This is a genomic window from Actinorhabdospora filicis (assembly GCF_030269765.1).
Taxonomy (GTDB): Bacteria; Actinomycetota; Actinomycetes; order Mycobacteriales; family Micromonosporaceae; genus Actinorhabdospora; species Actinorhabdospora filicis.
In genome coordinates, this window is record NZ_BSTX01000001.1 from 233,792 (window position 1) to 260,709 (window position 26,918).

Annotated in this window: 24 protein-coding genes, 1 tRNA gene and 1 pseudogene; 8 read left to right on the top strand and 18 right to left on the bottom strand. The window is 72.8% G+C overall.

Annotation, left to right across the window (positions count from 1 at the left end):
* Positions 1-203: 203 nt before the first annotated feature.
* The gene (locus tag QSK10_RS01120; protein ID WP_285660649.1) at positions 204-1,199 is read left to right on the top strand and encodes a GNAT family N-acetyltransferase; all 996 of its coding nucleotides are present in this window, start codon (positions 204-206) and stop codon (positions 1,197-1,199) included.
* A 91-nt stretch (positions 1,200-1,290) separates the two neighbouring features.
* Positions 1,291-1,878, top strand: a complete 588-nt coding sequence (locus tag QSK10_RS01125) for a DUF4082 domain-containing protein (RefSeq protein ID WP_285660650.1) — start codon at positions 1,291-1,293, stop codon at positions 1,876-1,878.
* Positions 1,879-1,976: 98 nt separating this feature from the next.
* Here the strand turns inward: QSK10_RS01125 and QSK10_RS01130 are convergent, their stop codons facing one another.
* From QSK10_RS01130 to QSK10_RS01145, 4 genes are all read right to left on the bottom strand, one after another.
* Positions 1,977-2,849, bottom strand: a complete 873-nt coding sequence (locus QSK10_RS01130; RefSeq protein ID WP_285660651.1) for a hypothetical protein — start codon at positions 2,847-2,849, stop codon at positions 1,977-1,979.
* A gap of 12 nt (positions 2,850-2,861) precedes the next feature.
* Complete coding sequence (locus tag QSK10_RS01135) at positions 2,862-3,191, bottom strand: hypothetical protein (protein WP_285660652.1); 330 nt, start codon at positions 3,189-3,191, stop codon at positions 2,862-2,864.
* On the bottom strand, positions 3,191-3,745 hold the full coding sequence (locus QSK10_RS01140) for a hypothetical protein (RefSeq protein WP_285660653.1): 555 nt from the start codon (positions 3,743-3,745) through the stop codon (positions 3,191-3,193). The genes QSK10_RS01135 and QSK10_RS01140 overlap by 1 nt, the downstream gene beginning before the upstream one ends.
* A gap of 150 nt (positions 3,746-3,895) precedes the next feature.
* A complete protein-coding gene (locus tag QSK10_RS01145; RefSeq protein WP_285660654.1) occupies positions 3,896-4,984 on the bottom strand; it encodes a serine hydrolase domain-containing protein in 1,089 nt (362 codons plus the stop codon).
* Between the two features lie 249 nt (positions 4,985-5,233).
* Between QSK10_RS01145 and gad the strand changes: the two genes are divergently transcribed.
* Positions 5,234-6,634 carry a glutamate decarboxylase gene (gene gad / locus QSK10_RS01150; protein ID WP_285660656.1) on the top strand — a complete coding sequence of 467 codons (1,401 nt, stop codon included), beginning with the start codon at positions 5,234-5,236 and terminating at the stop codon, positions 6,632-6,634.
* A gap of 551 nt (positions 6,635-7,185) precedes the next feature.
* On the top strand, positions 7,186-7,704 hold the full coding sequence (locus tag QSK10_RS01155; RefSeq protein ID WP_285660657.1) for a class I SAM-dependent methyltransferase: 519 nt from the start codon (positions 7,186-7,188) through the stop codon (positions 7,702-7,704).
* Here QSK10_RS01155 and QSK10_RS01160 read toward each other — a convergent pair.
* The 8 genes from QSK10_RS01160 to QSK10_RS01195 all read right to left on the bottom strand — a co-directional run bounded on the left by QSK10_RS01160 (position 7,686) and on the right by QSK10_RS01195 (position 14,090).
* Positions 7,686-7,757, bottom strand: a tRNA-Val gene (locus QSK10_RS01160). The two genes, QSK10_RS01155 and QSK10_RS01160, sit on opposite strands and share 19 nt — an antisense overlap.
* 136 nt (positions 7,758-7,893) lie before the next feature.
* The gene (locus tag QSK10_RS01165) at positions 7,894-8,259 is read right to left on the bottom strand and encodes an SCO2097 family morphological protein (RefSeq protein WP_285660658.1); all 366 of its coding nucleotides are present in this window, start codon (positions 8,257-8,259) and stop codon (positions 7,894-7,896) included.
* Between the two features lie 134 nt (positions 8,260-8,393).
* Entirely contained in the window at positions 8,394-9,569 is a 1,176-nt protein-coding gene (dinB, locus tag QSK10_RS01170) for a DNA polymerase IV (protein WP_285660659.1), read from the bottom strand.
* A gap of 30 nt (positions 9,570-9,599) precedes the next feature.
* Positions 9,600-10,772, bottom strand: a complete 1,173-nt coding sequence (locus QSK10_RS01175; protein WP_285660660.1) for an alkaline phosphatase family protein — start codon at positions 10,770-10,772, stop codon at positions 9,600-9,602.
* A gap of 4 nt (positions 10,773-10,776) precedes the next feature.
* On the bottom strand, positions 10,777-11,535 hold the full coding sequence (locus QSK10_RS01180; protein ID WP_285660661.1) for a methyltransferase domain-containing protein: 759 nt from the start codon (positions 11,533-11,535) through the stop codon (positions 10,777-10,779).
* Between the two features lie 101 nt (positions 11,536-11,636).
* On the bottom strand, positions 11,637-12,068 hold the full coding sequence (locus tag QSK10_RS01185) for a hypothetical protein (RefSeq protein WP_285660662.1): 432 nt from the start codon (positions 12,066-12,068) through the stop codon (positions 11,637-11,639).
* 47 nt (positions 12,069-12,115) lie between these two features.
* Positions 12,116-12,757: a LuxR C-terminal-related transcriptional regulator gene (locus QSK10_RS01190; RefSeq protein ID WP_285660663.1), complete on the bottom strand. Its 642-nt coding sequence runs from the start codon at positions 12,755-12,757 to the stop codon at positions 12,116-12,118.
* 61 nt (positions 12,758-12,818) lie between these two features.
* Positions 12,819-14,090 (bottom strand): sensor histidine kinase, encoded by a 1,272-nt coding sequence (locus tag QSK10_RS01195; RefSeq protein WP_285660664.1) that lies wholly within the window; start codon positions 14,088-14,090, stop codon positions 12,819-12,821.
* Between the two features lie 180 nt (positions 14,091-14,270).
* On the opposite strand from QSK10_RS01195, the gene QSK10_RS01200 reads away from it, so the two are divergent.
* The 3 genes from QSK10_RS01200 to QSK10_RS01210 all read left to right on the top strand — a co-directional run bounded on the left by QSK10_RS01200 (position 14,271) and on the right by QSK10_RS01210 (position 18,011).
* Positions 14,271-16,451 carry an MMPL family transporter gene (locus tag QSK10_RS01200; protein ID WP_285660666.1) on the top strand — a complete coding sequence of 727 codons (2,181 nt, stop codon included), beginning with the start codon at positions 14,271-14,273 and terminating at the stop codon, positions 16,449-16,451.
* Between the two features lie 114 nt (positions 16,452-16,565).
* Positions 16,566-17,318 (top strand): SAM-dependent methyltransferase, encoded by a 753-nt coding sequence (locus QSK10_RS01205; RefSeq protein WP_285660668.1) that lies wholly within the window; start codon positions 16,566-16,568, stop codon positions 17,316-17,318.
* Between the two features lie 45 nt (positions 17,319-17,363).
* Complete coding sequence (locus tag QSK10_RS01210; RefSeq protein WP_285660669.1) at positions 17,364-18,011, top strand: TetR/AcrR family transcriptional regulator; 648 nt, start codon at positions 17,364-17,366, stop codon at positions 18,009-18,011.
* Here QSK10_RS01210 and QSK10_RS01215 read toward each other — a convergent pair.
* From QSK10_RS01215 to QSK10_RS01240, 6 genes and pseudogenes are all read right to left on the bottom strand, one after another.
* Complete coding sequence (locus QSK10_RS01215; protein ID WP_285660670.1) at positions 17,966-18,847, bottom strand: alpha/beta fold hydrolase; 882 nt, start codon at positions 18,845-18,847, stop codon at positions 17,966-17,968. The two genes, QSK10_RS01210 and QSK10_RS01215, sit on opposite strands and share 46 nt — an antisense overlap.
* 63 nt (positions 18,848-18,910) lie before the next feature.
* On the bottom strand, positions 18,911-19,465 hold the full coding sequence (locus QSK10_RS01220; protein ID WP_285660671.1) for a TetR/AcrR family transcriptional regulator: 555 nt from the start codon (positions 19,463-19,465) through the stop codon (positions 18,911-18,913).
* 222 nt (positions 19,466-19,687) lie between these two features.
* Positions 19,688-22,912: pseudogene (locus tag QSK10_RS01225) on the bottom strand (error-prone DNA polymerase); the annotation flags it as partial.
* Between the two features lie 16 nt (positions 22,913-22,928).
* Positions 22,929-24,284 carry a DNA polymerase Y family protein gene (locus QSK10_RS01230; protein ID WP_285660672.1) on the bottom strand — a complete coding sequence of 452 codons (1,356 nt, stop codon included), beginning with the start codon at positions 24,282-24,284 and terminating at the stop codon, positions 22,929-22,931.
* Complete coding sequence (locus QSK10_RS01235; RefSeq protein WP_285660673.1) at positions 24,281-24,934, bottom strand: hypothetical protein; 654 nt, start codon at positions 24,932-24,934, stop codon at positions 24,281-24,283. The genes QSK10_RS01230 and QSK10_RS01235 overlap by 4 nt, the downstream gene beginning before the upstream one ends.
* 196 nt (positions 24,935-25,130) lie before the next feature.
* Positions 25,131-25,565, bottom strand: coding sequence for an SAV_6107 family HEPN domain-containing protein (locus QSK10_RS01240; RefSeq protein WP_285660674.1), 435 nt, complete (start codon positions 25,563-25,565; stop codon positions 25,131-25,133).
* 363 nt (positions 25,566-25,928) lie between these two features.
* On the opposite strand from QSK10_RS01240, the gene QSK10_RS01245 reads away from it, so the two are divergent.
* Positions 25,929-26,858 (top strand): NAD-dependent epimerase/dehydratase family protein, encoded by a 930-nt coding sequence (locus tag QSK10_RS01245; RefSeq protein WP_285660675.1) that lies wholly within the window; start codon positions 25,929-25,931, stop codon positions 26,856-26,858.
* The last annotated feature ends 60 nt before the right edge of the window (positions 26,859-26,918 follow it).

Genomic DNA, 26,918 nt, shown 5'->3' on the forward strand with positions numbered 1-26,918 from the left:
CGCATGCGCTGGAGGGGGACGGCGATCCCGGCGGCATGCCGGCGTGGACTCCCCCACCGGCCTCGTCCCCAGCGGCATCGCGGGCACGCCCCCGGCGGGGTTAAAACCCTTTGCGCGCAGGCGATCCCATCGCCATGATCGGCCCGCACGGCAAGATCACGCCGCCACGGCCCCACGGCCGTGCGAGCACGAGGAGCATCGCGTTGCCCGAGATCCGCCAAGTCGATCCCCACGATGACGCCGCGCTGCGCGGCTGGTTCGAGGTCAAGCACGCCGGTGAGGCCGAGGGACGCGTCCACCCTCTCCTGTCGGCCTACGAGGAGATCGCGGTCAACCTGCGCTCCCCCAGCCCCAACTTCGACACCGCGCTGTTCGCCGCCGTCGCCGACGGCGAGGTACTCGGCGCGCTGCGCCTGGACTTCCCCCTCAAGGAGAACCGGAACCTGGCCAACTGGGAGCTGGCCGTCGCCCCCGCGCACCGCCGCGAGGGCGTGGGCACCGCGCTCTTCGAGCACGGCCACCGCCACGCCACCGGCCTGGGGCGGAGCGTCCACTGCGCCGAGGTGAACATCCCGGCCGGTGCGACCCCGGAGACCTTCGGCGGCTCGCTGTTCGCCGCGAAGTTCGGTTTCGTCACCGAGCACGAGGAGAACCGCTTCGTCCTCGACCTGCCCCTCGCCGCCCTCGGCGAGCTGCGCGCGTCGGCGCCCGCCGACGGCTACACCTTCGTCTCCTGGTCGGGCGCCTGCCCGGACGAGCACATCGGCGCCTACGCCGTCATGCGCACCACCATGAGCAACGAGGTCCCCACCGGGACCCTCGGCCACGAGCCGGTGATCTGGGACGAGGCCCGCCTGCGCACCAGCGAGGAGCGCCTGGCGGCCTCCGGGTTCACCTCGATCACCACCGCCGCCCGCGCCGCCGACGGTGCCTTCGCCGGGTACAGCCTCATGTTCGTCCCCGGGCACCGGCCCAGCGACGTCTACCAGGACGACACCCTCGTCATCGCCGGGCACCGCGGGCACCGGCTGGGCGCGGCGATGAAGGTCCGCAACCTGGAGATCCTGGAGCGCGAGCACCCCGCGTCCCGGCGGGTGCACACCTGGACCGCCGGGAGCAACGACGCGATGCGCCACGTGAACGCCGCCTTCGGGTTCCGTCCCGTGGAGCTGATGCACGAGGTCCAGCGCGAGGACTGACCGGCGGGCCGTTCCGGCGGGCGCGAACGCCCGCCGGAACGTTCATCGCGCGTAACCCCGTCCATTGTGGATAGTCGGTACGCTCCGCCGCATGCCACGAAAGCGCATGATCCTGACCCTCGCCGTCGCCGCCATCGCGGCCCTGGCGACCCCCACGACCGCCGCGGCCGACCCGGTGTCCTACGACATCTGGGGCGACGCGACGCCCGACCACTCGGTGGCCACCTTCGACACCGACGCGGTGAGCCTGTCCACCGAGTTCACCGTCTCCGAGCCCGGCACGATCACCGCCGTCCGCTTCTACAAGGGCGAGGGCAATGAGCGCGCCGACGGCGACCGATGGGTGCTCGTCGGGCCGACCGATCAGCCCAGCCTCGGCGCCAGCGAGCCCCTCGCGCCCGCCGACGAGACCGACTCCGGCTGGCAGACGGTGACGCTGTCCTACCCGTGGGCGGTCGTGCCCGGCGTCGTCTACCACGCCACCTACACCGCCTTCGGCGGCACGTACGCCTACACCTACGACGTCTTCGCCGGCGGGCCCATCACCAGCGGGCCGATCACCGCGGTCGGCAGCTCGTACCGGTACGTGTACCGCTACGACGAGAACGGCGAGCAGCTGCACGGCAGCTGGCGGGACAGCTCGTACTGGGTCGACCCGGTGTTCGTCCCGGCGGGCTGACGGGACGAGGGAGGGGCCGGGCGACCGGCCCCTTTCCCGTGAGGGGCCACGCGGGGCGGGATCCTCCACCGTCCCGCCCCGCGTCTCCCCTGGCGCCCCTATCCGGGGGCGATCTTGGGCCGGATCGGCAGGAGCATGGTCTCGGGGCTCTTGGTCACCTTCGCGAGGTCCTCCTGGGTCTTGGTCTCCCAGTCCTTCACGCTCTTCTGGTGCTTCTCGGAGGCCTTGATCATGGCCTGGACGAAGCTGTCGGTGACTTCGATGGGGTCGGAGCCGTGGATCTCGGGCATCTTGGCGTCGCCGTCGCTGATGACGTTGGCCACGAACCCGGAGATCGCCGAGGCGCTACCGAGGTACAGGGCCAGGGTCGCGCCGCCGGTGGCCGCGCCCGCCGCCGCGGCCGCGACGCCGGTGACGACGTTGACCACGTTGGCGAACATCTTGACGCCGTCGTTGCTCCCGCCGCCGCCCTTGCCCTCATTGGCGTTCTGGTAGGCCTTCTGGCCCTCCTTGGCGACGTTGATGGCCGCGTCATAGGCCATGTGGCACAGCGATTGGACGCCGCCGTAGGCGTTGGCCACGGCCGCCAGCAGCTCACGCTGGTTGGCCACCGAGCCTTCCATCGACTTGATGAAGACGGTGTGGAAGTTGGTGGCGGCCGTACCGGTCCAGTTGCCGACCTTGTCGGCGATGGAGCTGGCCGGCGAGCCGTAGGTGGTGGTCTTGACGAAGTCGCTGGCCTTGACCGCGCGGCCGTGGAAGTCGTCGTAGACCGCGGCCTCGGGAATGTCCATGACCCAGCCGAAGGCCACGTCGATCTTGCCGTACTCGGTCTCGATCCAGTGCCCCATGGCCCAGGACGGGGCCGCGTGCGCCTGGCCGTTGTAGGTGCTGGTCAGGAACGCCCAGCATTTGTAGAGGGCGTTCTTGGTGTTGGCGATCTCGGCGATGACCTCGCTCGTGGTGTGCATCCCGGCGGCCTCCTAGAACCGGCTCGTTCGCGGGTCGACCTTGGGCTGCTCGGTCACGTCGCCGAGCTTCGGCATCTTCTCGGAGTTCAGGTTGTCGGTCAGCTCGTACCCGTTGGCGATCTTGCACACCGCGATGGCCGAGTCGTTGATGCGGTCGGCGCTCTCGGCGAACACGTTGTAGGCGGCGTTGGCCAGTTCGGCCGCCAAACGCCCGCCCGGTCCCGAGTTGGGCGCGCCGGCCAGGAACCCGGTGAGCTTGGCCGCCTCACCGGCGGCCTTCGGCAGCAGCTCGTACCCGACCTGCCGTAACTGCTCCACCGGAGCGACGAGTTCTCCACCCATCAGACGTCCTTCCTCAGCGAGTTCGCCTTGGCGACCTCGAACTTCCTGGTGTACTCCTCTTCGGCGCCGCGCACGGCGGCGTTGACCTCGGCCATCAGCTCCTCGTCGGGCACCGTCCCCAGGGACAGCGTCCTCGGCCGGATGATGAGCCTGATGCCGGTGACGCCGCTGCGCCCGACCTTGACCAGCCCGCGCGGGGAGACCGTCTCGATCGCGATGGCGTCGAGGGAGTCCCGGTACACGGCGGCCGGCGAATCCTTGTCCGGTTCCTTCGCGGGCGGCCGCTCCCCTGTGACCTGCTCGAAGAGCAGCGCGATCGCCCGCTGGTAACCGTGCTGGCTGGCCTCCAGGGCCGCGCTGATCTGCCGGGACAGCGTCTCCTCGGTGTGGCCGCGGGTGCCGCGCGAGCCCAGTTCGACCCGGCTCCCCGAGTACCCGTAGGTCACTCTGACCGTCTGGTCGGGCGATTTGGCGGTGATGGTGAGACGCCGCAGCTTCTCCATGAACTCCTGATAGGACAGGAGGGGGTCGTCCACTTCGGCCGACGCGGTCATGGCATCCCCTTTCCGGGTGCGGCGCGCGTGCGCGCCTGAGGGGAAGTTAGGACCGCGCGGCTAGGCCGGAGCGAGGTTCCGGCAAGGCCGCCACATCGTCCACTGTGGTGGATGAACGGCGTGTTAACGACGCCGTTCATCCACGCGGCCTCAGCGGCAGAGGGCCGCGTCCAGGACGGCGACGGCGTGCCCGGGAATCTCGGAGCCCCCGGCGGTCTCCAGGTTGACCGCGATGCTGGCCGAGCGCCCGTCGCCGACGGCGCCGCTGAAGGTCAGGAAGCCGGGAATGCCGCCGTAGTGGCCCCAGTAGCTCCCACCGCACGACAGCGGGAAGTTCATCACGCCCAGCCCGTAGGCGTAGCCGGACGGCCCGTTCGGCGCCGGGGTGAGCAGGTCGTCGCGCAGGGAATCGGGCACGAGGTCGCCGGTGAGCACCTCGTCGTAGAACCGGGCGAGGTCGGAGTTGGTCGACACCATCGCGCCGGCCGTCCAGGCCGCGGACGGGTCGATGTCGGTGACGTCGCGCCGGGGGCCGCCCGGGACCTGCTCGCGGTACCCACGCGGGTGCCGTCCCCGGATCTCGGTCTCGCCGGGCGCCGGGAAGTAGGTGTGCGCCAGCCCGGCCGGCTTCAGGACGCGACGGTCGAGCTCCTCGGCGAAGGGACGCCCGGTGATCTTCTGGACCACCAGCCCGGCGACCAGGAAGTTGGTGTTGCTGTACTTCCAGGACGTGCCGGGGGTGAACTCGGCCGGGTGGCGCAGGGCCACGTCCAGCGCGTCGCGGGGCTCGTAGTAGCGCCCGGCGATGATGTCGTCGGTGACGTCCAGCTCGTAGTCGGGCAGCCCGCTGGTGTGGTTCAGCAGCATGCGCACGGTGATGGCGTTCCCGTCGACGCCCTCGCCCCGCAGCAGGCCCGGCAGGTACTTCTCCACCGGCTTGTCGAGCTCGATCGCGCCCTCACCGGCGAGTTGCAGCACCACCACGGCGGTGAAGGACTTGGTGACGCTGCCGATCCGGATCCGCCCGTCGCGCGGCACGTCCTCACCGGCGGTGTAGACGCGGGTGCGCCCGTCCCGCCCGGTCACCGTCGCCAGCGCGCCCGGGACGCCGTCGGCGCCCACCAGGGCGTCCAGCCCCTGACGCACGGGGTCGGGTCTCGCCGCCCCGGCGGGCGCGGCGGCCCCCACGGCCAGTGCGGCGGTCAGTACGAGAGTCGTCGCGGCCAAGCCGATGCGCATGTGCTTCCTCCAGAGTGGACGGCGTCGATGACAAGATCAACTCTGCCGCTCCGAGCCCGTCGGCGCCATCGGTGATCACCCGTAACCGGCCTCGGGGTCTTCCCCGAGACGCCGCGGGTTTCCGTCACTCACGGACACCCGGGCGGACGTGCAGTAGTTTCATGATCACCGGTGGCGACACCGACGGCCGGGGCGATGACACCGTTCCCGGGCGCCCCGGCCCGTCCGGCTCGGCAGATCGGAGCGCCCATGACCAGCGCCAGACGCGGGGCCGAGCCGGACCTCCGCGACGTCGTCGCCCTCAACCCGCTGTTCGCGCGGCCGGGCGAGGCCACCGAGCTGTCCCGTTTCACGCTGCCCGACCGCGAGTCGCTGCCGGAGACGGCCTACCAGATCGTGCACGACGAGGCGATGCTGGACGGGAACGCCAGGCTCAACCTGGCCACCTTCGTGAGCACGTGGATGGACCCGCAGGCCGCCCGGATCTACGCCGAGGCGGCCGGCAAGAACATGATCGACAAGGACGAGTACCCGTCCACCGCCGCGATCGAGACGCGCTGCTGGACGATGCTCGCCGACCTGTGGCACGCCCCCGATCCCCGGAACACCATCGGCACCTCGACCATCGGGTCCTCCGAGGCGTGCATGCTGGGCGGCCTGGCGCTCAAACGCCGCTGGCAGCACGCCCGGCGCGCCGCCGGGAGACCGGCCGACCGGCCCAACCTGGTGCTGTCCAGCGCGGTCCAGGTGTGCTGGGAGAAGTTCTGCGCCTACTGGGACGTCGAGCCGCGCTTCGTGCCGATCTCGCTGGAGCACAAGGTGCTCGACGGGCACGACCTGGACGACTACGTCGACGAGAACACCATCGGCGTGGTCGCCGTCCTCGGGGTCACCTACACCGGCATGTACGAGCCGGTGGCCGAGATCGCCGCCGCGCTGGACCGCGTCCAGGAGGCCACCGGCCTGGACGTGCCCATCCACGTCGACGGGGCCTCCGGCGCGTTCATCGCGCCGTTCCTCCAGACGAGCCTGGTGTGGGACTTCCGGGTGGCACGGGTGGCGTCCATCAGCACCTCGGGGCACAAGTACGGCCTGGTGTACCCGGGCGTGGGATGGGTGGTCTGGCGCGACACCGCCGCGCTGCCCGAGGACCTCATCTTCCGGGTGAGCTACCTGGGCGGGGACATGCCGACCCTCGCGCTGAACTTCTCCCGCCCCGGCGCGCAGGTCCTCATGCAGTACTACCTGTTCCTGCGCCTGGGCCGCGAGGGCTACCACCGGGTCCAGAAGACCTGCCAGGACGTCGCCCTGCACCTGTCGGCGCGAATCGGCGCGATGGCGCCCTTCGAGCTGTGGAACGACGGGCGCGACATCCCCGTCTTCGCCTGGCGCCTCAAGGACGGCCACACCGCCAACTGGAACCTCTACCACCTCTCCGACCGCCTGCGCGCCCGCGGCTGGCTCGTCCCGGCCTACCCGATGCCGGCCGACCTGACCGAGCTCACCGTGCAGCGCGTCGTCGTCCGCAACGGCCTCAGCCTCGACCTGGCGCAGGCGTTCCTGGCCGACCTGCGCGCCGAGGTCGCCTACCTGGACGCCCTGACCGGCCCGATGCCCACCGGGGGGACCCGGCCCGGCTTCCACCACTGACGCTCCCCTTCCGCAGATGCGGCCGATATCGCTCGGCCAACGCGCATCCGCCAGGCCTCTGGCCTTCCCGCCCCGGCAACCGCATGATGGTGAGGAGACACCGACGGCCGCCGAGCGCGCCGATCGCTGGTGCGAGCTGCTGGACAACCTGGCCGCCGTCATCCCCGACGGCCCCGCCCGCGTCATCGTCGACGGCGACGGGCACGCGCCCCTGGTCGCCGACCGGCTCGCCGGGACCCTGCACGCGGCCGGGCGCTTCTGCGTCCGCCCGTCCGGCCGCACGCCCCTGGCCGACGAGGACGCCCGGTACACCGAGCAGAACGGCCGCACCATCGCCCTCGCCGACGGCCCCCTCTGGCGCGGCCGCCCGCCCGCCGGGCGCTGGGACGTGGTGATCTGGCTGCGCACCGCGTCCGCCGCCCCCGGACGCCATCACGACGCCGACATCGTCATCGACCTGCGCGACCCCGGCCGGCCCGTGATCCGCCACCTCACCCCGCGCCTTCTTCGCCGCCCACGCCCACACCTGGGACACCAGGCGCGGCGACGACATGCCCGCCTACACCGCCGCGATCGCCTGGGCCGCCCGCGCCACCCTCCTGCCGGCCGACGCCCACCGGCTCCCGCTCGCCGCCGCCTCCCTCGGCACGATCGTCGCCGCCGGGCTCCTCCCCCACCTGCCCGAACTCGGCACCGGCCTGCGCGAACTCGCCCGCGTCACCGCGCCCGGCGGGCTCATGATCCTGTTCCACCCCACCGGCCGAGCCGCCCTCGCCGCCCGCCACCGCCGCGTCGTCCGCGACGACGAGGTCCTCTCCGAGGCCCCGCTGCGCGCGGCGGCCGAACGCACCGGCTGGCGGCTGCGCACCTACGACGACGCGCCGCACCGGTTCTTCGCGGTGGCGGTGCGGGGGTGGGACGGCACGGCGCGCGGCGACGCGGCGCCGGGCATGGGGCCGCCCGGGGACCGGCCGATGTGGACGCCCGCGCGTCCCGGCGAGCCCCCCGGGCATGCGAAAAGCCCCGGGCCATCGGCCCGGGGCTTCATCGGTGGACGATACTGGGATTGAACCAGTGACCCCTTCCGTGTCAGGGAAGTGCTCTCCCGCTGAGCTAATCGTCCTCGTGATCACTCGCAGGACACAGCCTAGCGGGTGCCTCCCCGGTCCTCGCAACCGGGTTGCGGGCACGGTGGTGGGCACGAGAGAGGGCGTACCGCTTCCCCACGACACGCCCCCGGCTCCGGCCCTCGGTGAGGGTCAGCGCAGTCCGCGCTTGCGCCAGCGTTCTTCGAGGCGGTCGGCGAGGCTGCCGCGCTTGGAGACGCGACGCGAGGCGGAGCCGCCGACGGAGCGGAGGCGGCCTTTGCGGCGCGGTGGGCGCAGGACGAACAGGGCGGCGAACATGACCACCGCGCCGGCGACGCCGAGCGGGATGGTGCGGTTCACCGCGCCCAGGACCAGCAGCGCCAGCCCGGTCAGGACGATGGCGCCGGCGACCAGATACCTGCGTTTCGCGTGATGCCGTGGATCGGTCGCGCGGACGGCGGAGGCGAATTTGGGGTCGTCGGCGAGCGACCGTTCGATCTCCTCGAACAATCGCTGCTCATGCTCGGAAAGCGGCACGGCACTCCTCCCCGGTTGCGACGTCGGCCATCCGACAGGGACGTTGGAGCGTAGGCAGCTCGCGTGAAGCTGTCCACACGCCAGTCTACGGTCGGTCACACCCATCCGGTACCCGGATGACAATGCGACTTTACCTAGAGATCGCCCGGCGCGGGGTCGAGAAGGCTGGCGGGGCGGACGGCCTTGGATCCGAAGCGCTCCCGGAGGCCGTCCACGGTGGTCTCGGCCTGGCGCCAGCCGTGTTCGGGCTCACCCAGCGCGGGCTGGCGGGCGAGCCGGTCGCTCTCCACGAGACCTTCCAGCCGGACGCCGACCAGCCGCAGCGGGTGGCCCTCGGCGTTCTCGGTGACCAGGGCGTGCGCCATGGTGAACAGGTCGCGGGCGACGTCGACGGGTTCGTGGACGGTCCTGGAGCGGCTGATGGTGCGGAAGTCGCCGAAGCGGATCTTCACCGCGACGGTCCGCCCGGCGTACCCGGCGCGGCGGGCGCGCCCGGCGACCTTGTCGGAGAGCTCCAGCAGCGCCTTGCGCAGGACGGCCGGGTCGCTCACGTCGACGTCGAAGGTGACCTCGGCCCCGATCGACTTCTCCTCGCGGTGCGGTGTCACCGCCCGCGCGTCGCGGCCGGAGGCCAGTTCGTGCAGGTGCAGGGCCGCGGCCTGCCCCACGGCGGCCTTCAGGCGCGCCACGGGCAGCGCGGCGACGTCGCCGACGGTGTGGAGGCCCAGGCGGGCCAGGGAGGCCGCGGTGCGCTCCCCCACGCCCCACAGGTCCGACACGGGCAGGGGGTGCAGGAAGTCCAGGACGCCGTCGGGCTCGATGACCAGCAGCCCGTCGGGTTTGGCCTTGGTGGAGGCGAGTTTGGCGATGAACTTGGTCTGCGCGACGCCGACGGTGCAGGTGATGCCGTGCTCGGCGGCGACCCGCTCGCGGATGGACCGGGCGATCGCCACCGGCTCGCCGAACAGGCGCCGCGCGCCGGTGACGTCCAGGAAGGCCTCGTCCACCGACAGGGGCTCCACCAGCGGTGTGACGTCGCGGAAGATCCGCATGACGGCCTTGGACACGCGCCGGTACTCGGCGCCGTCGGGCTGGAGGTAGGCCCCGCGCGGGCAGCGGCGGCGGGCGATGGCCATGGGCAGCGCGCTGTGCACGCCGAAGGCGCGCGCGGCGTAGTTGGCGGCCGAGACCACCCCGCGCGGTCCGAGCCCGCCCACGATGACCGGGCGGTGGCGCAGCTCGGGGTGGCGCGCCATCTCCACCGAGGCGAAGAACGCGTCCATGTCGACGTGCAAGATCGCGCTGGTCACCGGCGAAGACTAACCCCGGGGTACGACAGATCAGGCCCCGCCGCGGAGGGCGATCAGCGGGATCTCCATCTCGTCGGCGGTGATGGAGCCGTGGTAGCCGCGCAGCTTGTCGGTGGCCTCCATGTCGCTCTCGGGCACGTGGAGGATGACGGTGCGCCCGTGGCAGACGGCGATGACGTCCCCGAGCCGCTCCAGGTTGCCCGGCGGGACCGGCCCGAACCAGCCGGTGTCGACGGCCTCCTCGCGGGTCAGGACCAGCACGTCCTGCTTCCCGAGGCGCTCGTGCCAGGCGTCGCGCACGTCACCGGCGGCGCCGGGCACGGTGTGCACGTAGCGGACGCGCGCCTCGCCGGTGATGACCCGCACGCCGCGCCGCAGCTCGGGGTGTTCCCGCAGGTCGACTCGCGCGTCGTCGGGCACGTCGATCATGCCGTGGTCGGCGGTGACCAGCACGGCGGTGTCGGAGGGCAGCCCGTCGGCGAGCATCGCGATCAGCCGGTCCACCCGGCCCACCGCCGACAGCCACTGCGGGGAGCCGATGCCGTGGTAGTGCCCGTTGGAGTCGACGTCGGGCAGGTAGCCGTAGACGAAGGAGCGCGCGCCCTCGGCGAGCGCCGCGCGCATGCCGGTCGCGACCTCTTCGGGGGTGGTGGCGGGCCGGTAGGCCGCGCCCCGGAACGCCGAGTTGGTCAGCCCGGAGCCGGCGTACTCGGGCCGGGAGACCACGCTCACGCTCACGCCGTCGGCGGCGGCGCGCTGGAAGCGGGTCTCCAGGGGCTGCCAGAGTGCCGGGTCGGGGTCGCCGTCCCAGCGGATGTGGTTGAGGACCCGTTCGGTGCCGGGCACGTTCAGGGTGAAGCCGACCACGCCGTGCGCGCCGGGCGGGACGCCCGTGCCGAGCGTGACCAGGCTCACCGGTGTCGTGGACGGGAACCCGGCGGTCAGCGCCCGCAGTGAGCCCAGCCGCCCGGCGACGACCTCGGCGAGCGCGCCGCCGGCCGCGGCGGCCTTGGGCAGCAGCCGGTAGCCGAGTCCGTCGACGAGGAGGACGGCGACGCGGCGGACGCCCGCGAGGGGTCCTTCGCGCAGGCCGAGGGTGTCGGGGGCGCCGGGCACGCCGAGCAGGGCGAGCGCGGAGGGGAGGATGTCGGCGAGGCTGCCCTCGCCGTAGCGCGGGGGCCTGGGGTCGAGTTCGCCGGTCATCGCGTCAGTCCTCGGTGACGGGCCTGCGCGCGAGCAGGTGCAGCTGGCTGGCGATGTCGCGGTAGGGCAGGCGGGCGGCGGTGGCCAGCTCGAAGTCGCGGAGGGCGTCGGCGGTGGCGCCTTCGGTGTCGGAGCCGCCGGGGACGAGGTCGGCGAGCACGCGGACGCCGTGGACCTGCTCGACGGCGAGCCCGGCGGCTTCGACGAGGCCGGTGATGCCGGACAGCTCGAAGCGGCGGGAGAGGGTGTCGCGGGTTCCGGCGCGGCCGTCGGGGTCGTCGAGGATCTCGCGGGCCAGGCGGAGGTGCCCGCCGAGGGCGCGGGCGAGGACGGCGGAGGCGCGGTTGGCGACCAGGACGCTGACGGCCCCGCCGGGGCGGGTGACGGCGGCGATGGAGCGGGTGGCGCGGTCGGGGTCGTCGACCATTTCCAGCACGTTGTGGCAGAGGACGAGGTCGGCGCCGTCGGCGGGGACGACCTGGGCGAGGTCGTCGGCGTCGCCCTGGAGGGCGGTGATGCGGTCGGCGACGCCGGCCTCGGTGGCGCGGCGGGTGAGCCCGGCGAGGGCGTTGGGGCTGGTGTCGACCACGGTGACGTGGTGTCCGGCCTCGGCGAGCGGCACGGCCATGCCGCCGGTGCCGCCGCCGACGTCCACGATCGAGAGGGGGGCCGGGCGCAGGGCCGCGCGGGCGGCCAGTTCCGTGTCGAGCACCGACCAGACGACCACGTTGCGCGGGGTTGCGTGCGCGAGGATGCGGTGCACTTCGGTCCCTTCGGGAGTCGGCTCAGTTCTGCCGTGGGCAGCTTATCCGTTGTCCGGGGCCGCGACGATCGCCGCGCGGGCGCGTTGGGGTGGTGCCCGGGTCAGTCCTCGGCGGCGAGCCAGGCGGCCACGCGCGCGTCGGCTTCGGTGAGGAAGGCGTCGAGTTCGGCCTCGGAGAGCTTCTCGTCGCGCAGGATCTTCACGGCCATCGCGATCTGCGGGGTGACGACCTCTTCGAAGCCGAGGTCGGGGTCGATCTCGGCTTGCCCGAGGGCGACCAGGATGAGGCGTTCGGCGAGGTCGGCGGACACGTCGTAGTGGCCGGCGGCACGGTGGTCGGCGACGAAGTGGATGACGTCGGCGCGGTGGTGGTCGGGCGGGAAGCGGCGCTGCACGGCCATCCCGAAGACGGCCAGGATGGGGCGGACCGCTCCGGCCCAGCCGTCGGCGTCGAGGGAGGAGGTGGCGCGGTCGATGCCTTCGGCGTCGCCGTGGACGGCGGCGCGGAAGAGCTCGGTCACGGCGGAGGTCATGCCCCTAGGGTGGCAGACCGCCGTCCGTGGTGGCCGGGTGGACCGGGTCAGCCGTTCAAGTACGCCAGGACCGCCAGGACGCGCCGGTTGTCGTCCTCGGAGGGCGGCAGTTCCAGCTTGCGGAAGATGTTGGCGGTGTGTTTGCCGACGGCCTTTTCGGTGATGAACAGCTTCGCCGCGATGGAGGCGTTGGAGCGGCCCTCGGCCATGAGGCCCAGGACCTCTTTCTCGCGGGCGGTGAGGTCGTCGATGGCCTGGCGGCCGCGTCCGGTGAGGAGCTGCGCGACGACCTCGGGGTCCATGACGGTGCCGCCGGAGGCGACGCGGTGGACGGCGTCGATGAACTGGCCGATGTTGCTGATGCGGTCCTTGAGCAGGTAGCCGACGCCGCCGGTGCGGTCCGACATCAGCTCGCGGGCGTAGAGCTGCTCGACGTACTGGGACAGCACGAGCACGGGCAGGCCGGGGATCTGCTGGCGGGCCTCGATGGCGGCGCGCACGCCCTCGTCGGTGAAGGTCGGGGGGAGGCGGACGTCGACGACGGCGACGTCGGGCCGGTTCTTCAGCAGTGAGGCCTGCAGGGACGGGCCGTTGTCGACGGCGTCGATGACCTCGATGTCGTGCGCGGTCAGGAGTCGGATGAGACCGTCGCGCAGGAGGGCGTGGTCTTCGGCCAGGACGGCTCGCACGGCGGCTCCCGGGAGGTGGCGAGGGATGCGGTTGTCACCGGAAGCCTAACCGCCGTCCGCCTCACATCAGCTCGCAGGGAATGTCCATCGTGACGATCGTGGGCCCGCCGAGTGGGCTGCGCACCGAGAGGGTGCCGTCGAAGGAGGACAGGCGCTTGGCGATGCCGTCGAGGCCGCCGCCGGGGCTGATGGAGGCCCCGCCGCGCCCGTCGTCGCCGACGAGCATCGACAGCTGCCCGCGGACGTACATGACGCGCACCCACGCCCGGGCCGCCCCGGAGTACTTCGCGGAGTTGGTGAGGGCCTCGGCGATGGCGAAGTAGGCCGCCGACTCCACCGGCGCGTGGGGGCGGCCGGGCAGGGCGATGTCGACCTCGACGTCGGCGGGGTGGTTGAGGGCGAGCGCGCGGACGGCGCCGTCCAGGCCCCGGTCGGCCAGCAGGGGCGGGTGGATGCCGCGGACGAGGTCGCGCAGCTCGACGAGCGCGGCGACGCTGTTGTCGCGGGCCTCGGCGAGGAGTTTCGCGGCGGCCTTGGGGTCGCGTTCGATCATCTCCTCGGCCATGCCGAGGCTCATGCCGAGGGCGACGAGGCGGGCCTGGGCGCCGTCGTGGAGGTCGCGTTCGATGCGGCGGATCTCGGCGGCCTGGGTGTCGACGGTCTCGGCGCGGGACTCGGTGAGGACGCGGACCCGGTCGGCCAGGCGCGTCTCGGTGGTGGGGCCGAGGAGGACCTTGGACAGCAGCCCGTAGGAGCGCAGGAGGATCGGGCCGAGCCACCACCACAGGCCGAGGTAGACCAGGCCGGTGGGGATGCCGTAGACCGCGGCGGAGGTGGTGTCGTCGACGGCCATGACGCCGGTGATGCCGAACATGCCCCATTCGCCGGGGATGTCGAACAGCGTCCACCACAGCGGCATCGTCAGCTGGAACAGCGCGCCGCCGAAGAGGGCGATGTTGGTCACGGTGATGGTGAAGCCGACGGTGCCGTTGACCCATAGCCAGGCGTGGTCGCGCCAGGTGGCGGGGTCCTTGAACATGACCATGATGCGCTGGTGCATGCCGATGTCGGGCAGCGGCAGGTAGGGGCGCTCGATGGCGATGCCGAGGCGGCGGCCGATCCACACCCGGTGCACGTCGGCGAACCGGCGGGTCATCAGCGCGATGGCCAGCAGGCCGAGGACGCCGATGTACAGCGGGACCAGGCCGAGGGCGACGACGAACACGATCCCCAGGGTCAGTCCGCCGATCGAGCTGAACATGAGCATGAACGACATGCCCAGCAGCTCCAGGCGTCCCGCCTTGTTGCGATCCTCCACGTCGTCTCCCTTCACGGTCCCCATTGTGTCCGCCCGGGGGAAGCGGCGTCGGTGGGCCTAAGCCCCCGTGAGATGCGCTGCCCAGGCCCCCGCGTTCCGGGGGTCTCACCCCAGTGACCCGGGGGCCGCCGCCGGAGAGGCTCATCTGGCACTACGGAGTTCGTCCAATGAAGACTTTTCCGGAGGGGAATCAAGATGGGCAGATCGGTGACCACGAAGGCGGCACAGTGGAGTGCGCGTCACCCGTGGTGGGCGATCGGGCTGTGGCTGGCGTTCGTCGTCGTGACGTTCATGCTGGGCAGCCGCGTGGAGACGAAGCAACTGGAGAACGGCGGCGTCGGGGAGTCCCACCACGGCCGCGAGATCGCCAATGAGGGGAAGTTCGACGACCCCGACACCGACAACGTGCTGATCACGCCGACGGGGGCGTGGGACGAGGCGGCGGCGAAGTCGGCCGCCGAGGACGTCCTGGCGCGGTTGAAGAACCGCCCGGAGGTGGCCAAGGCGGAAGGGCCGGTGCCGTCGCGGGCGGCCGAGGCGCTGCTGGTGCCGATCGAGTACAACGTGGTCCCCGACGGGGGTGAGAACCCGGTCCTGGCGCTGCGCCAGGTCGTCGCCGACGCCCAGGCGGCGCACCCGGACCTGCGCATGGAGCTGATCGGCAACGAGTCGATCGGCACCGCCATCGACGAGCTCGTCGACGGCGATCTCGGCCGGGCCGGGATGATCAGCCTGCCGTTGACCCTGGTGATCCTGCTGCTGGCCTTCGGGGCGATCGTGGCCGCCGGTGTGCCGCTGCTGCTGGCCCTGTCGGCGGTGGCCTCGGCGATGGGCCTGTGGGCGGTGGCCAGCCAGGTCGTGCCCGACCCGGGCAGCGCGATGCACGTGATCCTGCTGATCGGCATGGCCGTCGGCGTCGACTACTCGCTGTTCTACCTCAAGCGGGAGCGCGAGGAGCGCGCCAAGGGCCGCAAGCACCTGGACGCGGTGGCCATCGCCGCCGAGACCTCCGGCCGCTCGGTCGTGGTGTCGGGCTTCGCGGTGATCGTGTCGATGGCGGGCCTCTACCTGGCCGGTGACCCCGTGTTCAACGGGCTCGGGACCGGCGCGATCATCGTGGTCGCGGTGGCGATGCTGGGCTCGCTCACGGTGCTCCCGGCGGTGCTGGCGAAACTGGGCCGCGCGGTGGACCGTCCCCGCGTCCCGTTCATCTGGCGCCTGACCAACCGCGCGCACACCCCCGGGCACACGCCGAAGCTGTGGCCGACGCTGCTGAAGCCGGCGCTGCGCGCCCCCCGTACGACCCTGCTGCTTGCCCTGGCGGCGCTGGCCGCGCTGGCGGTGTTCGCCGTCGACCTCAACCCCAAGAACAGCGAGCTGGAGGACTTCCCGCCGGACATGCCGATGGTGCAGGCCTACGACCGGCTCACCACGGCGTTCCCCAGCGAGGGCCAGACGCACCTGATCGCGGTCAAGGCGCCCGCCGCGGAGGCCGCCGAGATCAAGGAGCAGCTGATCTCGCTGTCGGTGAAGGCGGGCGGCGACCCGCTGTTCTCGCCGGACGCCGAGCCGAAGATCCGCCAGTCGGCGAGCATGACCATCACGACCCTGGCGCTGCCGGTGCCCTTCGACTCCAGCCAGCCCGGCGCCGCCGAGTCGCTGGAGAAGCTGCGCAACGAGCTCATCCCCGCCACCGTGGGGACGATCGGTGACGCCGACGTGGCCGTGACCGGCGGCATCGCCTACGACATCGACTACGTGGCGCACCAGAAGACGGCGATGCCGCTGGTGATCGGGTTCGTCGTGCTGCTGACGTTCTTGATGATGATCTTCGCGTTCAAGTCGGTGGTCGTGGCGGCCGTGGCGGCGCTGCTGAACATGGTCTCGGCCGCGGCGGCCTTCGGGGTCCTGGTCCTGGTGTTCCAGAAGACCTGGGCGGAGAAGCTGCTGGACTTCCACTCCAACGGGCACGTGGTCACCTGGGTCCCGCTGTTCCTGTTCGTGATCCTGTTCGGGCTGTCCATGGACTACCACGTGTTCGTCGTCAGCCGCATCCGCGAGGGCGTCGAGCGGGGCATGGAGACCCGTGAGGCCGTCGCCTACGGCATCACCCGCACCGCGGGCGTGGTGACGAGCGCGGCGGTGGTCATGGTCGCGGTGTTCGGGGTGTTCGCCACCCTGAGCATGAACGAGATGAAGCAGATCGGCGTGGGCCTGTCGGTGGCGATCCTCATCGACGCCACGATCGTGCGGATCTTCCTGCTGCCGTCGCTGATGGCGCTGCTGGGCCGGGCGAACTGGTGGCCCTCGAAGCTCGGGCGGGCCGTCCCGTCCGAGGCGGAGCGCGAGCGCGAGCTGGTGACCGCCGGTCACTGACGCACATCTGACGAGGGCCGCCCGGCGCATGCCGGGCGGCCCTTTCCGGTGAGCGGCGGCACCCCGGGGCTTAATGACGGGACGGGGCCCGGCGTCCGTGCCAGACTCCCGGCCATGAGCTCATTCCCCACCCTGCACCGCCCCGACGTCTACCCGCGCTCCTCGGCCTACGACCCGGCCTGGGTCCTCGGGCTGGACATGGGCCCGCATCCGCTGTGGCTGCTGGAGCACCTCTGCCGCGAGCTGGACCTGCGACCCGGGATGCGCGTCCTGGACCTGGGCGCCGGCAAGGGCGCCACCTCGGTGTTCCTGGCCCGCGAGTTCGGCGTGGAGGTCTTCGCCGCCGACCTGTGGGTCGCCCCCGACAACGCCGCCGCCGTGCACGCCGCCGCCGGTGTCGCCGACCGCGTCCACGCCGTCCGCGCCGAGGCCCACGACCTGCCCTTCGCCAAGGACCACTTCGACGCCATCATCAGCGTCGACGCCTTCGAGTACTTCGGGACCGCCGACGGCTACCTGCCCTACCTGGCGAAGTTCCTCAAGCCCGGCGGGCAGCTGGCCGTGGCCACGCCCGGCATGACCACCGAGATCCGCGAGCTCGGCGCCATCCCCGCGCACATCAAGAACTGCGTCGGGTGGGAGGCCATCGCCTGGCACACCCCCGAGTGGTGGCGCTTCCAGTGGGAGATCACCGACCTGGTCACCGTCACCTCCGCCCGCCTCCAGCCCGACGGGTGGGCCGACTGGCTGCTGTGGGTCAAGGCCGTCGCCGAGCACACCGGCGCCCACTCCCCCGTGGTGGACATGCTGGAGGCCGATCAGGGCGAGTTCCTGTCCTTCACGCTGCTGACCGCCCGCAAGAACTGATACCGCCGCTGGCCCGGCGCCGGTGGAGTCAATACGATTACCGGCGTGAACGGGACGGAGACGGGACGTGACGAGGCCGCCGGCGAGTCGGGCGCCGCGCGCGACGGACGCGTCGAGCGCGGCAACCAGACCCGCCGCCTCGTCATGCGCCGGGCGGCCGACATCGCCTCGGTGGAGGGCCTCGACGGGCTCACCATCGGGCGGCTGGCCACCGAGCTGTCGCTGAGCAAGAGCGGCGTCTTCGCCCTCTTCGGCTCCAAGGAGGAGCTGCAGCTGGCCACCGTCCGCGCCGCGCGCCGCATCTTCCTCGACCACGTGGCGTTCCCCGCCCTCGACGTCCCCGGGGGCCGCGAGCGGCTGCTGGCGCTGTGCCGCAACTGGCTGGCCTACTCCCGCGAGCGGGTCTTCCCCGGCGGGTGCTTCTTCTTCGCGGTGGCCGCCGAGTTCGACTCCCGGCCCGGCCCGGTGCGCGACGCGATCGTGGCCGCGCGCCTGGAGTGGGTGGCCTACATCGAGGACGGCGTGCGCGCGGCCACCGAGGCCGGTGAGCTGCCCGCCGGGACCGATCCCGGGCAGGTCGCCTTCGAGCTCATCGCCCTGATGGAGGGCGCCAACGGCGAGTCGCTGCTGAGCGCCTCGCCGCTGGCCTACGAGCGGGCCGAGCGCGCGATCGCCCGCGTGCTGTCCGCCTGAACCGGGGACACGAAGTCCAGCACGGCCCGCACGACCCCCGGATCGGCCACGATCCGGTTGTGGCCGAGGCCCGTGGTGGTGATCAGGCCCGCGCCCAGGGCGTCGCGGACGCGGTGGGACTGGGTGACGGGGACGAACGCGTCGTCCCCGTCGTGCACCAGCAGCGCGGGCAGGTCCAGCTCGTGCGGGCGGTGCGTCACCGAGAAGCGCCGCCAGATGTCGGGCTCGGCGGGGAACAGGTGCGTCTCGATGCGCTCCCGCAGCGCCTCCAGCACCGCCGGGCGCAGCCGCAGTCCGGCGCCGAAGGCCTGCAGGAGGTAGCCGAACTCGCCGATGCCGCTGATGCCGGCGAAGCGCGCCGGTGGCAGGTCCCGCAGCGCGAACAGGCTCGCGGTGACGCCGAAGGAGTGGGCGATGACGGCGGCGAAGTCGCCGTGGGCGGCGTGCAGGCGGGTGATGATCTCGCGGTACTGGAGGATCGTCATCGACCGGCCGCCGGAGGCGCCGTGGCCGGGCGCGTCGAAGGTCAGCACGGTGTGCCCGCGCGCCACCAGCTCCGGGACGTAGTGGGCGGCCCGTGAGCCGCGCGAGCGCCAGCCGTGCACGAACAGCACCGGGGTCCCGCTCGCGCCCCAGCGGTAGGTGCGGACGGGGACGCCGTCCAGGTCCAGCTCGCCGGTGACGGCGGTGGCGAGGACCTCCGCCTCGCCCTCGCGGATCGCGGCGCGCGGCCCGGACAGGCGGAACAGGTCGTAGGCCACGCGCCCGGCGAGGCCGCGGTGGAGGCGGGAGAGGGCGTTGAGGGCGATGCCCGCGAGGGCGACGGTCGGGCTCATCGGATGCTCCGGGGGTGGTCGCGACACGACCCCGGAATATTAGCACGATCGTTCGTCTAGTTTTTATGTGCGGAGTCCGTCGAAGACGATCCGCAGGACGCCCTCCTGCAACCCCGGCTCCCACCCCGCCGCCACCGCCGCGCGGCACACCCCCAGCAGCAGCGCCAGCACCTCCGGCGCGCCCACGTCCTCCCGGACCGCGCCCTCGCGCTGCGCCCGCACCAGCAGGGCCTCGATCGCGTCCCGCCAGGCGTGGATCGGCCGGTCGGTGCTGAGCCCGGCGGCGTCGCCGAGCAGGTCCACGATGGTCTTCTTCGCCGCCGCCTGCTCCACCATGCCCGCGAAGAAGGTGAAGAAGGCCGCCTCCGGGTCCCCGGTCGCCAGGAGCTCCTGGGTCTGCTCGGCCAGCCGCTGCACGCTCGCGGTGACGATGGCGCGCAGCAGGTCCTCCTTGGTCGGGAAGTGCCGGAATACCGTGCCGATGCCCACCCCGGCCAGCCGGGCGACCTCTTCGGTGGAGGCCCCGGCGCCCTTCTCGGTGAAGACCGCCTCCGCCGCGTCAAGGATGCGGACCCGGTTGCGGCGGGCGTCGGCGCGCATCGGCCTGTCCGGTGTCATATGAGGACCTCCAGGAGGGGGCTGGCACGGTCGGGCACACGACTGCCTCACAGTCTGCTGTTCCCCGGGGACGCCCCGCTATGCAGGATCCGACAGCCTCGCGTCCCCTTTCACCCGGACGATGGAACGTTCTCGCAGGCAGCGGCGCTCTTGACCGGCCGCCTGTCGGGAGTCCGTCATCGGACCAGAAGCAGAGTCGTCATCGGACCGGGGACAGAGTCGTCACCGGAAGTCGCGCGAGGGCCCCGGCCGCAGCGACAGGGGCAGCTCCTCCAGGAGATCGGCGACGAGGTTGGTGACCACGCCCTCGGCGTCGTCGCCCTCGACGCGCCCGGTGCGCTTCTTCTCCACCCGGCCCCGCACGACCACCGCCACGGCGGTGCGGGCCAGCGTCCGCTGCCGCGCCCACAGGCCCGGCGAGCACACCACGTTCAGGATGCCGGTCTCGTCCTCCAGGCTCAGGAAGGTCACGCCCCCGGCGGTGGCCGGCCGCTGCCGGTGGGTGATGAGCCCGGCGACGCGCACTCGGGTCCCGTCCGCCACGGCCGGGGCGTCGGCGACGCGCACGACCCCGCGCGCGTCCAGGTCCGCGCGCGCGAAGGCCACCGGGTGGTCGTCCGGGGAGACGCCGGTCGCCCAGAAGTCGGCCCCGGCGAGCTCGACCTGCGTCATGACCGGCAGCGGCGGCGCGACCAGGCCGGTGCTCACGCCGGGGAGGGTGTCCTCGCGCTCGCGGGCGGCGGCCCCGGCGGCCCACAGGGCCTCGCGGCGGCCCAGGCCGAAGCAGGCGAAGGCCCCGGCGACGGCGAGGGCCTCCATCTGCGCGGTGGACGGGCCGGCGCGGCGGGCCAGGCCGGCGGGTCCGTCGTAGGGCTGACCGGCGGCGATCCGCCCGGCCAGGTCCCCGCCGATCGAGCGGACCGCCGACAGGCCCAGCCGGATCGCCGGCTGCGGGACCGGCCGCGCGGTGATCTCGGCCAGGCTCCCCGCCGGGTCGAAGGACGGCTCCTCTTGCCCCGGCACGTCCTCAAGGGACGCGTCGGCGTCGCTCAGGTTCACGTCCGGCCGCAGCACGGTGATCCCGTGCCTGCGGGCGTCGGCGATGAGGCTGTTGGGGCTGTAGAAACCCATCGGCTGCGAGTTGAGCAGGGACGCGGTGAACGCCGCCGGGAAGTGCCGCTTCAGCCACGCGCTGGAGTAGACGATGTGGGCGAAGCTGATGGCGTGGCTCTCCGGGAAGCCGAAGTCGGAGAAGGCCTTCAGGCGCTGGTAGATCTCATCGGCCTGCGCGTCGGTCACCCCGTTGGCCGACATCCCCGCGTAAAGCCGCGCCTTGAGCGCCAGCATCCGCTCCTCGGAGCGCTTCGACCCCATCGCCCGGCGCAGCTCGTCGGCCTGGCCCGCGTCGAAACCCGCGATGTCGATGGCGATCTGCATCAACTGCTCCTGGAACAACGGCACCCCGAGGGTCTTGCCGAGCGTGTCGTGCAGCTTGGGGTGGGTGGCGCGCTTCCAGACGTCCCGCGGGTCGTGCCCGGCGCGCATGCGCTCCCGGCGCTCCAGGTACGGGTGCACCGAGCCGCCCTGGATGGGCCCGGGGCGGATGAGGGCGACCTCGATGGCCAGGTCGTAGAAGTTCTCCGGTTTCAGCCGGGGCAGCGTCGACATCTGGGCGCGCGACTCGACCTGGAAGACGCCCACGGTGTCGGCGGCGCGCAGCATCGCGAAGGTCGCCGGGTCGTCCTTGGGCAGCCTCGCCAGGTCCACGTGGACGCCGTGGTGCGCGGCGATCAGCTCGACGCACTTGCGCAGCGCGGTGAGCATGCCCAGTCCCAGCAGGTCGAACTTGACCAGCCCGGCCGAGGCGCAGTCGTCCTTGTCCCACTGGAGGACCGTCCGGTTCGGCATGGTCGCCGGTTCCACCGGGCACACCTGTGCGATGGGCCGGTCGCAGATGACCATGCCGCCGGGATGGATGCCCAGGTGGCGCGGGAAGCGGCGGATGCGGTCGGCGAGCTCGGCGACGTCGTCCGGCAGCCCCTCGGCCTCGTTCTCGGCCGCGCCCCCGTACCGGTCGAGCTGCTTGGACCAGCCCTCCGCGGTCTCCGGTGAGTGCCCGAGGGCCTTGGCGACGTCGCGGACCGCCGAGCGCGGCCGGTAGGAGATCACGTTGGCCACCATCGCCGCGTGGTCGCGCCCGTAGTGGCCGTAGACGTACTGGATGACCTCCTCGCGGCGGTCGGACTCGATGTCGACGTCGATGTCGGGGTGGCCGTCGCGCGCGGGCGACAGGAACCGCTCGAACAGCAGCCCGTACTCCACGGCGTCCACGTTGGTGATGCCCAGGGCGTAGCAGACGGCGGAGTTGGCCGCCGATCCCCGGCCCTGGCAGTAGATGCCGTTCTTCCGGCAGAAGGCGGCGATGTCGTCGACGATGAGGAAGTACCCGGGGAAGCCCATGTCGTCGATGACGGCGAGTTCCTTGTCGATGACGGCGTAGGCGCGTGCGCTGCGCGGGTTGTCCCGGTGCCCGTAGCGGAGGCGGGCGCCCTCCTCCACCCGGTGCCGCAGCCACGACATCTCGGTGTGCCCGCCGGGCGCGAAGTGCGGCAGGCGCGGGGCGATGAGGTCCAGGCTGAAGGCGCACTCGGCGGCGAAGGCGGCCGCGTTGGCCACCGCCTCCCGGTGCTCGCCGAAGCGGGCCAGCATCTCCCCCGCGCCGCGCAGGTGCGCCGAGGCGGCGGCGGGCAGGTACCCGTCGACGCGGTCGAGGGTGCGGCGGGCGCGGATCGCGGCGAGGGTCGCGGCCACCGGCTGCCGGGAGGGCGAGGCGTAGTGCACGTTGTTGGTGGCGACGGTGGGGACGCGGTACCGCGCGGCGAGCCCGGCGAGGGCGTCCAGGCGCTCGTCGTCGCCGGGCAGGTCGTGGTGGATGAGCTCGACGGCGACGTTGCCGCGCCCGAAAAGCGCGATCAGCCGGTCCAGTTCGGTCCCCGCGGAGGCCTCGCCGCCGGAGCCGAGCGCGGCGGGCAGGAAGCCCTTGCGGCAGCCGGTGAGGACCAGCCAGTGCCCGCCGGAGGCCGCGCCGAGGGCGTCCAGGTCGTAGACGGGACGGCCCTTCTCGCCCAGCCTGTAGGCCTCGGTGATGGCGGTGGACAGGCGCGCGTAGCCCTCGGGGTCGCGGGCCAGGACCAGCAGGTGGCGGCCCGCCGGGTCGGCGACGCCGCTCTGCCGGGCGGGCAGGTCGAAGCTCAGCTCGGAGCCGAAGACGGTGGGCAGGCCGGTGCCGCGCGCGGCCTCGGCGAACTGCACGACGCCGTACATGCCGTCGTGGTCGGTGACGGCCATGCCGGACAGGCCCAGCCGGACGGCCTCCTCGACCAGCTCCGCGGGTGAGGCGGCGCCGTCGAGGAAGCTGTAGTGGGTGTGGCAGTGCAACTCCGCGTACTCGAAGCCCGTGTGGTCAGTCATATCCGGCCTCCACCCACCAGCGGCCTCCCTCGATGCGCACGAGCAGCGCGCGCCCGTCGGCCAGGCCCAGCTGGAGGCGGGCGTAGCGGCGGGCGTCGGCGCGCCACCAGCGCTCGGCGACCGGCCAGGGACCCGCCCAGGACGTCACCGCGACCGCACGCGGCTCGCCCATGGCGCGGAACGAGGCGGGCGCGGCGGTCAGCAGGCAGCGCCCGGTGACCGCGACGGGCTCGCCACGGGCGTCCAGGAGCCGCAGGGACACCGGCTCGTGCGGCAGGACGGTGGGGCTGGGCGCGGGGAGGCCGCCCGGCCAGGGTTCGGCGGAGGTGTCGGGCAGCGCGTCGGCGGTGTCCCACGTGACGCGGCGGGTGCGCTCGGCCTCGCCGCGGCCCCCGGCGGGGCGGGCGGTGACCACCGCGTCCGGCCCGAGCAGGCCCTGGACGCGGGTGAGGGCGCGGTGGGCGCGGTCGCGGCCCTCCCCCGCCTCGCCCCACAGGCCGCCCTGCGTCCCGGAGTAGGGGATGACGTCGTCGGGGACGAGGGTGACGGCGGTGATCCCGGCGGTGGGGCGCGCGCCGCCGTCGCCGACGGACCCGCCGGTCAGCCACCCGTCGAGCTGCCAGCGGATGCGCTCGGCGATGGCCTGGCCGGTGAGCACGCCGTCGTGCCGCCACGTGCGGGTGAGGGTCTCCCCGGCGCCGGTGACGGCCTGCACGATCAGGCGCGTGCAGGCCAGCCCCCGCGCCGACAGGGCGCGCTGGAGGCGCTCGGCGAGGGCCCGGCCGGTGAACGCGGCGGCGTCCACGCGGTCCACGGGCGGATCGCAGTCGGCGGTGACGGTCAGGTCCGGCGGGGTCTCGCGGGGCACGGTGGGCCGGGGCGGCTCACCGGCGGCCAAGCGGTGGGCGTGGGCGGCGTCGAAGCCGAAGCGGTCGAGGACGTCGGCGGCGGGCAGCGCGGCGAAGTCGCCGAGGGTGTAGATCCCCAGGCGGCGCAGGGTCCCCACGAGCCCGGGACGGCCGATGGCGGCGATGTCGGTGCCCGCCAGGAAGTCCGCGTCACCGCCGGGCGGCACGACGACCCCGGCGCGCGCGGCCAGCCATCCGGCGAACAGCCCGCCGGCCACGCCCACCCGGCACTCGTGGCCCAGGGCCTCGACCGCCTCGGCCATGCGCTCGGCGGCGGCCTCCTCACCGCCGTGGAAACGCGCCGCGCCCCGCGCCGGGCACGCCAGCAGCCCCGGGCGCAGGACCTCCACCCCGGCGCAGACCTCGTCGACGGCGGCGGCGACGGGTTCGAAGTTGTCCCCCACGAGCCAGCCGGGGCACCACAGGACCAGTGACCTCACGGCCGCCTCCGCGAGGACAGCGGCACCACGTCGGCGACCGGTTCGGCGTGCTCGGGGCCGTGCAGCCGCAGCGTGGTGCGCACCGGGCGTCCACGCACCCGGGAGGAGACCACGATCTCGCGTTCGCGCAGCCGTCCGCGGCCCTGCCCCAGGCCGCTCCACCGGCCGCCGACCACGCTCAGGACGGCGTCGGCGCCCTCGATGCGCCCGGGCGCCGCGCCGTACGGGACGAGGATCGCGCCGCGCTTGCGGGCGCGCGCGGCCAGCCGCCGTCCCGTCACGCCCCCCAGGCCCTGCGGGACGTGCACGGCGACGACGTCGAAGCCGTCCAGCAGCGCCGAGGCGACCTCGGCCCACTTCGCGCCCGGCTCGGGGACCAGCGCCAGCCGCTCCCCCGCCACGCCCGCCTCGGCGACCGCCCGCGCGGGCAGGTCGCCGGTGCCGCCGACGACACCGCACCACGCGCCGGCCCCGGACGGGCCCGACAGCAGCGCGAGCAGCAGCGACGTCATGCCCGGGACCTCGCCCGCCGCGACGCCCACGACCGAGCCGCGCCGCAGCACACGCCACGGCAGCAGCGAGGTGAGGCCCTCGCGCACCGGCAGGCCGTCCTCTTGCGGGACGGTCCCCAGGTCGCTGGCGCGGCGCACGCCGGGCAGCTCCGGCACCGGCGCGGCCGCCAGCGCGAGAGAGCCATGTGTCTCTTGAAGAGCACGCACCACCGCGAGACGCGGTCTGGACAACGAAAACCACCGAATCCGGCGCGCGCACGGACATGCGCGCACCCTTCACCTCGCGGCCCTTCCCGCCGCGACGACTTCCCTGCCGGCGAACCCCCTTCTCCCGCTACCCCCGCCCGAGCCCGAGGACCTCGGCGACGACGACGGCGAAACGGTCGGCGTCGCGCACCAGGTCATCGGCCTCCTTGGCGGTGACCACGTGCGAGACGCCCGCCTGCGCGGCGGCCCGCTTCTGCGCGGTCAGGGAGAAGAAATCGGCCCATTCCCGCAGCTCCGGGGCCACTTCGGCGAGCAGCATCCACACGTTGCGGGGCCGGGACCGGCGTCCGGGCGCCGGACGCGCCCTCGCGGCCAGCACCGCGGCGGCGGCGCGCAGGGCGGCCAGGTGCGCGGTGGCGTACCGGAGCCCCTCGTGCGGCTCGTCCACGGCGTCGCTGAGCCCGCGGCGGGCCAGGATGAGAAGTTCGAGCGGGGACCGGGTCGGCAAGGTGTGCGCCGGGACGGCCAGCTCGGTGTGCGCGTCGGCATAGGCGGTACTCAACGAAGGGTCCCCCTGTCTGAGGCTGAGACGGATGACAGGTTTGCGGCGGACCGTGCCGGCGGCCGGATGCAGCTCTTCCCCGAGGGACGACTGGAGTGGACCCTCAGCTACATCCGGCCGCGGCGGGCCCCGGCCCACCCGGGGTCGGTGGGAAGGCGGACCGGGGCACGTCTTGGCACGGCTCACCGTGGCACCGGAGGCGGCTTTCGAGGATCGGCCCGCGACAGCTTCTCCTCGACCCTTCCCCCGGCAGGCGTTCGAACCGTTGTTCGAACACTTCGATAGTAAACCTCGCACACGCCCGGTTGGCAAGCAACACGCGAACATTCGTTCGAGCTTTTTCCGAACGTAAGCTCGATCACCATGCGCGTCCTCGTCACCGGCGGCGCCGGCTTCGTCGGCTCCACACTCGTCCCGATGCTCCTGGCCGACGGCCATCACGTGCGCGTCCTCGACGTCCTCCGATACGGAGGCCAAGGGCTCCTCGCCGCCGCCGCGCACCCCAACTTCGAGTTCGTCAACGGCGACGTCTGCGACGAGGAGACCATCGCCACCGCCCTCACCGGCGCCGACGCGATCGTCCACCTCGCCGCGATCGTCGGCTACCCGGCGTGCAAAAAGGACCCCCAGCTCGCCACCCGCGTCAACGTCGAAGGCACCCACGCGCTGCTCGCCCACCGGCGGCCCGACCAGAAGATCGTCTACGCCTCCACCGGATCCATCTACGGACGCGTCCCCGACTACCTGTGCCACGAAGGGACGCCACTGGCGCCGATCACGCTGTACGGGGAGACGAAGGCCACCGCCGAGCGGGCCGTGCTGGCCGCGGGGAACGCGGTGGCGTTCCGGTACGCGACGGCGTTCGGGGTGTCACCGCGGATGCGGCTGGACCTGCTGCCGAACGAGTTCGCCTACCAGGCGGTGGCGAACCGGAGCCTGATCGTTTATGAGCGGAGCTTCAAGCGGACGTTCCTGCATGTCTCGGACCTGGCGCGGTCGATGGTGTGGGCATTGCGGACATGGGACGCGGTGGTGGACGACGCGTACAACGTGGGGAGTGAGGACATGAACCTCACCAAGGAGGACCTGGCGCGGAAGCTGCTGGAGCACGTGGATTACTACCTGCACTTCGCGGAGGTGGGGAGCGATGCGGACATGCGGGACTATGAGGTGTCGTACGCGAAGATCCGGGGGAAGGGGTTCCGGCCGCGGGTGGGGATGGAGGAGGGGCTGGCGGAGTTGGTGAGGGCGGTGAGGTTGATCGAGTTCCGGAGTCCTTATGGGAATGTTTAGGGGGGTTGTCTCGCGCGGCTTCACCACCTTCACCCCTGGTTCGCCCATCTCCCTTCTCGT